This window comes from Thiocapsa sp. (genome assembly GCF_011390875.1).
Classification (GTDB): Bacteria; Pseudomonadota; Gammaproteobacteria; order Chromatiales; family Chromatiaceae; genus Thiocapsa.
The window spans coordinates 1-11823 of the sequence record NZ_JAABRP010000167.1 but is presented as its reverse complement, the minus strand read 5'-3'; the positions used below and the strand labels follow the sequence as shown (position 1 = coordinate 11823).

The window sequence follows — 11823 nt, the reverse complement described above, 5'->3', positions numbered from 1 at the left end:
GACAGCAGAGCGCAGCGAAACCCATCCTCCCCGCTCCGACATCTCGGTTCCGGCACAGGTCGAGCGCGGCGAAGCCCATCTTCTACGCACCGCCGCCCGCGTCTGGTGCTTCAGTTGTGAGGATGGGCTTCGCTGCGCTCTACCCATCCTACGTTTCCGCGTTGGACACCAGGCTGTCGCGCAGGAAGCGGAAGAGCTTGCGCGGTGCGTCGGGCCGGCCGCGCTCTTGATCGCGCTGCGCGGCGCGGATCAGCGTGCGCAGCTGTTGCCGGTCGACATCCGGACATGCGTCGATGAATTCGCTCAACGCGCCCTCGTCATCGGCGATGAGTCGCTCGCGCCAGCGTTCCAGCGCATGCAGTTGCGCGGCTGCCTCGCGCTCGCGAGACTCGGCCTGGTCGACCAGGGCGTGGACCGCGGCCATGTCTTCGCGTTCCAACAGGTTGGCGATGCGCTTCCAGTGGCGCCCGCGGGCACGGATATCCTTGATCCGGGGCGTCTCGTCCAAGGCGGCCCAGGTCGCAGCGCTCAGGTTCAGACGCTCCAGCTCGGCCCGAGGCATCCCGGCCATACGCTCGGCCAATGCATGAAGGGCCAGCTTCTCGCGCTTGAGCTGACTCTTGCTCGGGCCGCGCTCTTCGTCCTGATAGTCGTCGTCGATCGTATCGTTCATCCCGAAATCCAAGTCTGCGGTTCGACAGTCGTCATGCGGCCGGCTCCAGATGCTCGAGGATTAACTGTGCAGAGCGGGTGCCTCGGTAGTCGTTGACGTCTAAGCGGTAGGCGAGCCTGACGGCGCCGCCGGCCTCCGAGATCTGCTCGCCCAGGTTGAAGCCGATGGCCTCGATGGGCGCATCCTCGGCCGCGGATCCGCCAAGCCGGAGCTTAAGATGACGCTCGCCCACTAGCCGTGCGCTCAAGACATCGAACGTGCCGTCGAAACAGGGTTCCGGGAAGCCCTTGCCCCAAGGACCGGCGACGCGCAGCGTCTCGGCGGTCTCCAGGGTCATGAGCCGCTGCGGAAGCGCGCCGTCCGATGCGATCTCCGGCTGCGGCGGCCGGTCGCCGACCACCTCGCGCACGGCCTCCGCGAAGGCCTCGCGGAAGCGGGGCAATGCCTCCGGGCGAATACTCAAGCCCGCGGCCATCGCGTGACCTCCGAAACGTTCGATCAAGCCCGGATCCCGGCGATCCACCAGTGCGATCAGGTCTCGGACATGGACCCCATCGACAGAACGAGCCGAGCCGCGCAGAAACCCGTCGCCGCCGTTCGCAAAGGCAATCACGGGGCGATGATACCGCTCGCGGATCCGCGCCGCGACGATCCCCGAAACACCCTGGTGCCAATCTTCGCCGAACAGACAGAGACCGGGCGGCAGTGTCGCGCCGTCCAGACACAGGCGCGAGAGCGAGGACTCGGCCGCGTCCTTCATGTCGCCTTCGATCTCGCGACGTCGGCGGTTCAGCGCGTCGAGCCTTGCCGCAAGATCCGCGGCGACCTGCGGGTCGTCGGTCAGCAAACATTCGACACCCACCGACATGTCCTCGATCCGACCCGCCGCGTTGAGTCGGGGTGCGGCGACGAAGGCCAGATCGGTGGCCGTCGCCCGGCTCGGGTCCCTGCCGCCGATCGTCAGCAATGCGCGTACGCCCGGACTGCACCGCCCGGCACGGATGCGTCTGAGCCCCTGCTCGACCAGGATCCGATTGTTGCGGTCCAGGGTCACCACGTCCGCGACCGTGCCCAAGGCGACCAGATCCAGCAGATCCGCGAGGTTGGGCTCCGCTCGCGCTGCGCCGAACCAGCCCTGCTCGCGCAAACGGGCACGCGCGGCCACCAGCAGATAGAAGACGACGCCGACACCGGCAAGGTGCTTGCTCGGAAAGGCGCAGCCCGGCTGATTGGGGTTGAGGATCGCGGCGGCGTCCGGGAGCCGCTCGCCGGGCAGATGATGATCCGTCACCAGGACCGGGATGCCCAGCTCCGCGGCCCGCGCAACCCCGGCGAGACTGGCGATGCCGTTGTCGACCGTGATCAGCAGATCCGGTCGGCGCGGTGCCGCTGCATCCACCACCGCCGGACTCAGGCCGTAGCCGAACGCGAACCGGCTCGGGATCAGATAGGAGACCTGCGCTGCCCCCAGGCTGCGCAGACCCCGGACCGCCAGTGCGCCGCCGGTCGCACCGTCGGCGTCATAGTCCGAGACGATCAGCAGATGGCCTCTGCCGCGGATGTAATGCACCAGCAACTCGACCGCCTCGTCGATGCCGCGCAGCGCGCCTGCCGGGTGGAGCGCCGAGAGTCCGGGCGCAGCCTCTTCGGCATCCTCGATGCCGCGATGCGAATAGAGTTTGGAGAGCAGCTCGGCCGGTGTGCGGGCGGCGGCGAGCGCCGCGGCACTCGCCGCGCGTCGAATGATAGGGCGCGACATCAGTCCAACACCGGCAAGGGGACATGCAGCGCCGCGACGACGGCGCGCAGCAGCTCGATCTCCGTCCGGTTGATCCCGGCGTGCTTCAGGGTCGCGATGAGTGCGCGTAGCAGGCGTTGCTTGTCCTCCATGCGCAGCCGATCGAGCCGGGCAAGCGCCCGGTCGAGACGATCCGGCCAGTCGTTCGCTCCGATCGGAGTCAACTCGCGCGGACGCATCCCGAGCGACGCCAGACCGGCGGCGAAGGCGGTCCGCGCGGCGCGCTGATCCGGGTTGCCGTGCACCGCCAGGATGACCAGCAGATCGCGGATCGCATCTTCGCAGCCGGAGATGCGCGCGGTTCCGGCGCCGTGCGCATCGGTCGGGGCGATGGTGTCTTGGATCTGCTGCGCGAGCAGGCGTGCAAGGACATACTCGAAGACATCGATGCGCCCGTCGGCATGGATCAGCCGATCGAGCAGGTCCATCAGTCGCGTCAGCTCGGTCTGCGGACGACGGCGCAGGGTCGGGAAGGCGATCTCGAGCAGGGGGATGCGAAGATCCGCGGCCAGGCTCGGAACTGCGGAGAGAAGCGTGCTGACCTGACGCTCGTGCGCGCTGCCGAGTGTCTCGGCGACGATCAAAAGCTGATGCTCGCGGACCTCGGGGTCCGGGTCGATCAAGAGATAGCAAACAACCGTCATCACCCACTCGGTGGAGCGGGCGGCGCGTGCAAGCGGTTCCGGGATCGCCCTGTTCAGTCGAGCCGCGACCTGGATCTGTGCCGTATCGGGCCGACCGATCGCGCCGACGATGCGATCGGCATCGAGGCTCGACGCGCTCGGTCGACCTTCGACGGCCGGCCGGGGCTCGGCCATCGAGGCGACGACGCCCGCTTCGCTCGGCGCCGCCGGGGTCTGCATCGTCCGCATCGTCTCGAGCTCCGCCGGGTCGAAACCCGGCTCGATCGCGCGAATGCGATCCGCGATCGGCGGATGTGTGGCCAAGACCCGACGCGTCAGCCCCGAAGCGAAGAGCATGTGCCCGATTTCCTCACTGTCGGCCGCGAGCGCCGACCCGGCCTGCGCCGAGCCGATCTTTTTCAGGGCGCCCGCGATCCCCTCCGGCTCGCGGGTGAACTGAACGGCCGAGGCGTCGGCCAAGAACTCGCGTTGACGCGATACCGATGCCCGGATCAATCGGCCGAAGAAGAGCCCGATATAGCCGGTCGCGACCAGGGCGAGACCGATCATCGCGATCGCGGCCGTGTGCTTGCTGGCCCGGCCATGCCGCACCGAGAGCATGAGTCGGCCGATGATGGCCAGCACCAGGATCCCGAACAAGATCCCGATCAGCCGAATGTTGAGCCGCATGTCGCCGTTGAGGATGTGCGAGAACTCATGGGCGACAACACCTTGAAGCTCGGAGCGGTTCAGTGTCCGCAGCGCACCCCGGGTCACCGCGATGGCCGCATCGGCCGGCGAATAACCGGCGGCGAAGGCATTGATGCCGTCCTCTTCCTCGAGCACGTAGATCTGAGGCACCGGCACGCCGGCGGCGATGGCCATCTCCTCGACCACGTTTCGCAAGCGCTGCAGCTGCGGATCCGTCGTATCCGCATTGACCATCACCCCACCGAGCCCGCGCGCCACCGCCCCGCCGCCGTTGCGCAGCGTGAGGATGCGAAACAGGCTGGCGAGACCGATGGCCCCCGCGGTCAGCACGGAGACCCAGATGAGCAGCGGGAGGCTTTCGCGAAACGCGTCAGGAGAGAGTTCCGGGGAGAACACGACCCCCTCCGGATCCGAGCCAAACCCCAGGAAGGCGAGCGCGACCAGGTCGACCACCGCCACGATGCTGATCACCGCGAGGACGAACAGCACCACAAGCAGACGCGTGCGTCGACGGGCCCGGTCCTGATGCGCAAAGAAGTCCAATTAAACTGCGTCCTCTGTGTTCATGCGGGGGTTTCGCTCGGGTTCGATCTCGGAGACGATCTGCCGGCGTCGGCGTCGACGCAGTTTAAGTCTTTAAAAAAATATAAAAATATCCTGAACCGCGCCCCGCTGCGCTTTTGGATCACGGAGAGGTAGGCCCTGAACGCAATCCTTCCAAATACCCACAAGCGCGGTTCAGAAGGTGACTGTGACGGCCTCGCGTTTCTCCGGCGCATCGATCTCCAACAACTGCGCGGCCGTGAATCCGAAGCGCTGCGCGATCAGGTTGTTCGGGAAGACCTCGCGCAGGTTGTTGTAGCCCATGACCGCGTCGTTGAAGGCTTGGCGCGCGAAGGCCACGCGGTTCTCGGTACTGACCAGCTCCTCGGAGAGCTGCATCATGTTCTGGTTGGCCTTAAGGTCGGGGTAGGCCTCGGAGAGCGCGAACAGCTTACCGAGTGCGCCGGCCACGCCCATCTCCGCTTGGGCCAGCATCGCCACCGCGGCGCCGTCGCTCGGGTCGGCCGCGACCTGCTTGAGGCTGCCGACCGCTTGGTTGCGGGCCTGGATGACGGCCTCGAGCGTCTCGCGCTCGTGGGTCATGTAGCGCTCGGCGACCTTGACCAGATTCGGGATGAGGTCATAGCGACGCGTGAGCTGGACATCGATCTGAGCGAAGGCGTTCTTGTAGCGGTTGCGTCCGGCAATCAGGCGGTTGTAGATGACGACGACAAGAATCGCGGCCAGTATGATCAGGCCAAGCAATGTCCATCCCATCGGTGTTCCCCCTCGATGATGACTGTTCCCAGTGCCCGGCAGTCGCCGGGAGCCGTGTTCGACCGAAGCCGGCGCGCGGCCTTCGGCATTGCGGCGGAAGGCTAACATACTCCCGCGGGGTAAGCAGGGGCGGGCAAGCAGGTGTCGAGCCCGCTCGCGCACAGCGGACCGACGCAGCCGCATCGCGGCGGGTTGCCGATGCGGGTCGAGGGAGTACCATTGCGTTCATGCGTCAAAGGCGAACGCCTTGATTCACGTTTCGGTTGTTTTTGAATCTTTTCTAAACCGCGCCAGTTCCGGCGGCCGTCGATGTCGCCGAGGCTGATCCAATCCAAAAACATCGCATACCGCACTGGGCGCGGTTTAAGGAGCTTCCCTCTTGCTTGAAGTGATGTATGCCGGCGGTTGGCTGATGGTGCCGATCGTCGCCTGCTCGATCATCGCCACCGCCGTCGTCATCGAGCGTGGCTGGACGCTGCGCCGCTCTCGGATCATGCCGGCGAATCTGGTGACCCGAATCTGGGAGTGGCACCGTCGGGGCGAGCTGACCGATGCGCGCATCGAGGAGATCCGCACCGGCTCCCCGCTCGGGCGTCTGCTTGCGTCCGGACTCATCAACCGCAACCACTCGCGCGAGATCATGAAGGAGGCGATCGAGGACACGGGCCGTCAGGTGGTGGCGGAGCTGGAGCGTTTTCTGAGCAGTCTGGGGACGATCGCCTCGGTGGCCCCGCTGCTGGGGCTCTTGGGAACGGTTCTCGGGATGATCGATGTCTTCGGCGTTATTATGGACGCCGGTGTCGGCAATGCCGCGATGCTCGCCGGCGGGATCTCCAAGGCGCTGATCACGACGGCTGCCGGTCTATCGGTGGCCATCCCGGCGCTGATGTTCCACCGCTTCTTCGACAACAAGGTTGCACGGCTTGCACTCGACATGGAGGAGCAATCGCTGCGGCTCGTGGAGGTGATGAAGGGCGAGCGCGAGGCCGGCGAGGTCACCGCGTGAATCTGCGTCCGCACCGGCGCGAGCCGGCCGACATCAATCTCACCCCGCTGATCGATGTCGTCTTTCTCTTGCTGATCTTCTTTATGGTCTCCACCACCTTCAAGGACGAGGCGCGGCTGCGCGTGCAGTTGCCCGAGGCCCAAGGCGAGGAGATCCCGGCCGAAGAACCCGAGATGATCCGGCTCGTCATCGATCGGAGCGGGTCCTTCAATGTAGACGATCGGGCCGTGGTCGATCGCGAGACCGAGACCCTGGTCGAGGTCTTGAAGGAACGTCTCGGTGAGCGGGAGCCTTTGCCCGTGCTGATTCAGGCCGATGCGCAAACGCCGCATCAGGCGGTGATGACAGCGCTCGATGCGGCCAGTCAAGTGGGTCTGGTGCAGATCGCCTTCGCGGCGACCCGCGCTGCGCAGGCCGATTCCGATGCTGACCCGCCGTCGGCCGGCTCATCCGCCGGGCCATCCGCCCCGCCATCCAAAGCAGAGGTCGCGGAATGACCGATGACGCAATCCGACCCGAGGTCGAGGCCGGCCCCATCTATCGCCGGCTGCTCGGCTACGTCAAACCCTACTGGCGGATGTTCACTGTCTCCATCGTCGCCATGATCGCCTTTGCCGCGACCGAGCCGCTCTTCGCGGCCATGATGCAGCCGCTGATCGACGGCAGCTTCGTGGACCGCAACGAGGAGATCGTGCGCCTCATGCCGTTCGTGTTGGTTGTGCTCTTCGTGTTTCGCGGGATCGCCGGCTTCATCAACAACTATTGTCTGAGCTGGGTCGGGCGGCGCGTGGTCGCGGATCTGCGCCAAAAGATGTTCGAGCACCTGCTGCGTGCCCCGACCCGCTATTACGACAATCAGGGCTCGGGTCACATCCTCGCGAAGCTGACCTACAACGTCGAAAACGTCGCCACTGCGGCCACTTCGGCGATCACGACCTTGGTCCGCGACGGCTTCACCGTCATCGGCCTCATGGCCTACATGCTCTATCTGAACGCGGCCCTGTCGGCGATCTTCCTGGTGATCGGCCCGCTCATGGCGGGCGCGGTCAAATACGCGACCAAGCGTTTTCGCCGCCACAGCCGTCGCATCCAGGATCGGGTCGGCGCCTTGACCCAGGTTGCGCAGGAGGCGATCGAGGCCCATCGGGTGGTCAAGGCGTTCGGCGGTCAACCGCTCGAGGCGCGTCGCTTCAGTGCCATCAACGAGAAGACCCGCTCGCTGCAGATGAAGATGATCGCGACCGAGGCGGCGAGCGTGCCGTTGGTTCAGTTGATCTCGGCCGTGGCGATCGCCGTCATCGTCTATCTCTCCACGATGCAGGGGCTGAAGGAAGACATCTCGGTCGGGACCTTCATGTCCTTTGTGGTCGCCATGGGTCTGCTCCTGCCCCCGGTGAAGCGTCTGACCTCGGTCAACGCCCATCTGCAGCGCGGCATCATCGCCGCCCAGAGTCTGTTCGAGCTGTTGGATGCGGAGGAGGAGCGGGATCAGGGACGGCGGACCCTGGAACGTGCCGAGGGGCGCGTCGAGTATCGCGGCGTCACTCATGTCTACTCGCCCGACAAGCCGCCGGCGATCCAGGAACTCGACCTGGTCATCGCACCCGGCGAGCGGGTCGCGCTGGTCGGGCGTTCGGGCAGCGGCAAGAGTACGGTCGCAAGCCTGCTGCCGCGCTTCTACGATGCGACCGTCGGCGAGATCCTGGTCGACGGGATCCCGATCGGCGAGCTGACCTTGGCCAGTCTCCGCGCCCAGATCTCGCTGGTCAGTCAGGACGTGGTGCTCTTCAACGACAGCATCGCCAACAACATCGCCTATGGTCAGGCCGAACCGCCGAGCCGCGAGACGCTCGAGCGCGTCGCCGTGAACGCCCACGCGCTCGACTTCATCCAGGCCCTGCCCGAGGGCTTTGATACACGTATCGGCGATCGCGGCGTCATGCTCTCGGGCGGGCAGCGCCAGCGTCTCGCGATCGCCCGTGCCATGCTCAAAGACGCCCCGATACTCATCCTGGACGAGGCGACCTCCGCGCTCGACACCGAGTCCGAGCGCCATATCCAGGCCGCCCTGCATGAGTTGATGGCGAACCGGACGACACTCATGATCGCCCATCGGCTCTCCACCATCGAGAATGCCGACCGCATCCTGGTGATGGACAACGGACGCGTCGTCGAGCAGGGCACCCACCTCGAATTGCTGGCGCAGGACGGCTATTACGCCCGGCTGCACCGCCTCCAATTCCACGATGCCGGCGAGCCCCCGGCCGCGTCTTGAACCGCGCCCGGCGGGGTCTGCGATGTTTTGGGATGGGATCGGCCCCGGCAGGCGTGACGAGCGCTGGAGTCGGCGCGGTTCAAGAGATTAAAACTATTGAATTTTAAACCGCGTCTTACCGAGATCGAGGACATTTCCAAAGCCCAATGCAAAAGGAACATGACGCATGTCACTCTGGACGCGGTGTAGGTTGTGCTGACGCCAGGAAGCACAACCCGCTCGGCGCTGCGTCGAGCCTCCCGCGCCTCGACACACCCGAGAGGGGAGGGGAGCCGAAGTAGTGGACCCGAACCCGATCTGGTACGGCCGTCATCCGCTCGGTCTCATCCTCGCGCCGCTCTCCTGGCTCTACTGTTTGGTGGTCCAACTGCGCCGCCTAGGCTATCGCAAAGGCTGGCTCGCGAGTCGGCACCTGTCGGTGCCTGTCGTGGTGGTCGGCAACCTCACCGTCGGCGGGACCGGCAAGACCCCGGCCGTTCTAAAGCTCGCGGAGCTGCTGCGGGCGCGTGGTTGGATGCCAGGAATCATCACCAGAGGATATGGCGGAGGCGGCCCGGTTGCGCCGCGCCGGGTCTCTCCTGAAAGCGAGCCTGCCGATGTCGGGGACGAGCCGGTGCTGCTGGCGCGTCGCAGCGGCTGCCCAGTCGTCGCCGGACGAGATCGTGTTGCCGCCGGTGCGCTTGCACTGTCTCGGGGCGATATAGACATCCTGCTCGCCGACGACGGGCTCCAGCACTATCGCTTGGCCCGAGACATCGAGATTGCTCTCATCGACGGTGAGCGCAGCTTGGGCAACGGGCGCTGCCTGCCCGCCGGGCCGTTGCGCGAGCCACGCGGGCGTCTGGCCAAGGTCGATCTGGTGCTGACCAACGGCGGCGGCTCGGGTGACGGGTACCGCATGCGGCTGATTCCGGGTGCGGCGGTTAACCTTCGTGACCCCGCCGTCTCCAAGCCGATCGCCGACTTCATCGGGCGGCCCGTCTTTGCGGTCGCGGCGATCGGCAACCCCGAGCGCTTCTTTGCCATGCTGCGCGCTCTGGGTCTCGAGGTCGAGGGCCTTGCCTACCCGGATCACTATCCCTTTGCACCGTCGGATCTCGCGGCTTGGCCGCCCGGCCCGGTGCTCATGACCGAGAAGGACGCCGTGAAGTGCGCGCGCTTTGCCGGCGAGGATCACTGGTTTCTGCCCGTGCAGGCCGAGTTGGATACGGCCTTCGTCGAGGCATTCTTTCGCACGCTGGAGGCATCGACCCATGTCCGCCCGAGAGACGTCCGATAAACCCCTAGGATTCAAAGTCGTTATCCCCGCACGCTACGGTTCGACGCGCCTTCCGGGCAAACCCCTGTTGCCGATCGCCGGCAAGCCGATGATCCAACATGTCGTGGAACGCGCGCGCGAGAGCGCTGCCGACGAGATCCTGGTCGCGACCGACGACCCACGCATTGCCGAGGTCTGTCACGGCTTCGGAGCCGAGGTGGTCATGACCGGCAGCGCGCACCGCAGCGGATCGGAGCGCATCACCGAGGTGATCGAGCTGCGCGGTTGGGACGACGACGTGGTTGTGGTCAACCTGCAGGGCGACGAGCCGGCGATGCCGGCGGCCTTGCTGGATCAGGTCGCGAGCGACCTGGCGGGTATCGCCGATCTTGGCATGTCCACACTGGCCGCGCCGATCTCGAACCGCGCGACCCTCTTCGATCCCCATGTCGTCAAGGTGGTCACGGATATGAAGGGCTACGCGCTCTATTTCTCCCGCGCCCCGATGCCCTGGCACCGCGACGAGTTTCTCGCCAACCGCTCCGAGCTGCCGACATCGGTCCCTTTTCTCCGCCACATCGGGCTCTACGCCTACCGCGTCGGCTTCCTCAAGCGCTATCTCGACTGGGCGCCTTCGCCCCTGGAGATGGCGGAGTCGCTGGAGCAGCTGCGCGTGCTTTGGTACGGCGAGCGCATCCATGTCGCGATCGCGGAGTCCGAGCCGGGGCCGGGTGTCGATACGGCCTCCGATCTGGCCAAGGCCGAGCGGCTGCTGGCGTAAACCGCCCCCGACAAGCGCCTAAGGGACGATTCCATCCAAAAACAGCGCATACCGCGCTGGGCGCGGTTTAGGCCCGGAGCGTCGACTCGAGGCAGTCCATGAGGTCTTGCATCTCGAGCGTGAGCGCGCCTTCGACCGGGTCGAGGATTCTGACCTGCAGGATCGCGTTGGCGCGATGGCTGGCGCGACCGTATTGGTCCATCTGGATCGGAGGGCGGGCGAGATCCGATTCCAGCACCGCGAGTCCCTCGCCGGGCAGGATGTCGATCAGGCGCCAGACCTGCCCGTCATACTCGCAGCGATGGCCGAGCAGCGTTCTGAGCCGTTGCAGCAATGCGGTATCGATGACGTGGGTCTTTGCCATTTCGGCTCCTGCTGTTGAACGAGCGAGAACGTCACGCCTGCGCGCTCCCGAATACACCAACATTGCAGTCGAAAGTGAATTTTCACCCGGGCAAAAAAAACCCCGCTGACGCGGGGCGAATCACCACTGAGGAGGTCAGAGAACGAAACCGAAGAACGGAAGCGTCGTCTTATCTCTACTAATGCAGAACGGATGCCAATTTTCTGTTTCGAGCCTTGACCTCATCGAAACAATAGGTTGCGAAGACGCGATCCGGTGGAGTCGATGATGGGAGCCCAGCCATGCACAGGTTTCAGACGGTCGAAGACCCCTTCCGCACTGCAACGGTGCGACATCTGCGACAAATGGCCTGTTTCTTTGTCGTCATCGCAACACTGTGGGTGGCCATGCCGGCCGCTGCCGAGACGGATGCGATGCGCGTGCAGGGGACCCAATCCCAACGGGCCGCCGCCGGCTGGTTGAGATTGCAGCAGGATCAACGTGTGGCGAGACAGCAGGCCGGCCCGCTGTCGCCCCCCGAAGCGGCTCGGCAGCAGTCACGCGAGTGGAACGAGGCGATCCGTTACCGCGAGCTTCTTCAGCAGCAGAATCGCGCCGTCGACTCGGCCCGTCGGCAGGATCGGCTGGCGCCCCGAACCGGGGCGGGTGTCATGCCGGACGGTCGGGCCGGTCAGATACGGATGCAGGGTCAATTAATGGAGTTGGAGGCGCAACAGCAGAGCCAGCGCCTGCAGATGCAGATGGACCGGGCGCGGCGGAGTCAACCGGCGCAGGGCCGGTTCGGTCGAGGCTCGATTGGCCGGTAAGGTACGGCCCTCGTTCATCTCAAGGGCCAGAAGCGACGAAGGCGATCGTCGCGAAGCGACAGCGCCCCCGGGATCGCCGACTTGCAGTCGTCTTCTTCCGCCGCCCCGACGGCCAATGAGGTCGAGCCCGAGGCGACGATCCCGGGAAGCGCACCGAAAGCGCTCGCACCTGACCGATGAACGCGGCCAAGGCACGCATTCGAGCGCC

General features: G+C 65.7%; 12 protein-coding genes. 6 read left to right on the top strand and 6 right to left on the bottom strand.

The genetic code is table 11. The annotated features are described in order from the left end of the window. Nucleotides 1-148: 148 nt before the first annotated feature. The 4 genes from yjgA to GPT33_RS13555 all read right to left on the bottom strand — a co-directional run bounded on the left by yjgA (nucleotide 149) and on the right by GPT33_RS13555 (nucleotide 5125). Complete coding sequence (gene yjgA / locus GPT33_RS13570; protein ID WP_296809796.1) at nucleotides 149-673, bottom strand: ribosome biogenesis factor YjgA; 525 nt, start codon at nucleotides 671-673, stop codon at nucleotides 149-151. 31 nt (nucleotides 674-704) lie between these two features. Next, nucleotides 705-2432: a single-stranded-DNA-specific exonuclease RecJ gene (gene recJ / locus GPT33_RS13565; RefSeq protein ID WP_296809795.1), complete on the bottom strand. Its 1728-nt coding sequence runs from the start codon at nucleotides 2430-2432 to the stop codon at nucleotides 705-707. Next, a complete protein-coding gene (locus GPT33_RS13560) occupies nucleotides 2432-4348 on the bottom strand; it encodes a M48 family metalloprotease (RefSeq protein WP_296809794.1) in 1917 nt (638 codons plus the stop codon). Before GPT33_RS13560 ends, recJ begins: the two co-directional genes overlap by 1 nt. Before the next feature lie 195 nt (nucleotides 4349-4543). Beyond that, nucleotides 4544-5125 (bottom strand): LemA family protein, encoded by a 582-nt coding sequence (locus GPT33_RS13555; protein ID WP_296809791.1) that lies wholly within the window; start codon nucleotides 5123-5125, stop codon nucleotides 4544-4546. A gap of 379 nt (nucleotides 5126-5504) precedes the next feature. On the opposite strand from GPT33_RS13555, the gene GPT33_RS13550 reads away from it, so the two are divergent. From GPT33_RS13550 to kdsB, 5 genes are all read left to right on the top strand, one after another. Continuing rightward, nucleotides 5505-6131, top strand: a complete 627-nt coding sequence (locus GPT33_RS13550) for a MotA/TolQ/ExbB proton channel family protein (RefSeq protein ID WP_296809789.1) — start codon at nucleotides 5505-5507, stop codon at nucleotides 6129-6131. Continuing rightward, nucleotides 6128-6628 carry a biopolymer transporter ExbD gene (locus GPT33_RS13545; RefSeq protein ID WP_296809786.1) on the top strand — a complete coding sequence of 167 codons (501 nt, stop codon included), beginning with the start codon at nucleotides 6128-6130 and terminating at the stop codon, nucleotides 6626-6628. Before GPT33_RS13550 ends, GPT33_RS13545 begins: the two co-directional genes overlap by 4 nt. Continuing rightward, nucleotides 6625-8406 (top strand): lipid A export permease/ATP-binding protein MsbA, encoded by a 1782-nt coding sequence (gene msbA / locus GPT33_RS13540; protein ID WP_296809779.1) that lies wholly within the window; start codon nucleotides 6625-6627, stop codon nucleotides 8404-8406. Before GPT33_RS13545 ends, msbA begins: the two co-directional genes overlap by 4 nt. A 280-nt stretch (nucleotides 8407-8686) precedes the next feature. Beyond that, the gene (gene lpxK / locus GPT33_RS13535) at nucleotides 8687-9685 is read left to right on the top strand and encodes a tetraacyldisaccharide 4'-kinase (protein WP_296809777.1); all 999 of its coding nucleotides are present in this window, start codon (nucleotides 8687-8689) and stop codon (nucleotides 9683-9685) included. Then, a complete protein-coding gene (gene kdsB / locus GPT33_RS13530; protein WP_296809775.1) occupies nucleotides 9660-10445 on the top strand; it encodes a 3-deoxy-manno-octulosonate cytidylyltransferase in 786 nt (261 codons plus the stop codon). Before lpxK ends, kdsB begins: the two co-directional genes overlap by 26 nt. A gap of 67 nt (nucleotides 10446-10512) precedes the next feature. Here the strand turns inward: kdsB and GPT33_RS13525 are convergent, their stop codons facing one another. Then, a complete protein-coding gene (locus tag GPT33_RS13525; protein ID WP_296809774.1) occupies nucleotides 10513-10809 on the bottom strand; it encodes a hypothetical protein in 297 nt (98 codons plus the stop codon). Nucleotides 10810-11090: 281 nt separating this feature from the next. Between GPT33_RS13525 and GPT33_RS13520 the strand changes: the two genes are divergently transcribed. After that, a complete protein-coding gene (locus GPT33_RS13520; RefSeq protein ID WP_296809773.1) occupies nucleotides 11091-11615 on the top strand; it encodes a hypothetical protein in 525 nt (174 codons plus the stop codon). A gap of 14 nt (nucleotides 11616-11629) precedes the next feature. On the opposite strand, the gene GPT33_RS13515 is transcribed toward GPT33_RS13520, so the two are convergent. Then, a partial coding sequence (locus GPT33_RS13515; RefSeq protein WP_296809771.1) for a hypothetical protein occupies nucleotides 11630-11823 on the bottom strand: 194 nt, incomplete at its 5' end.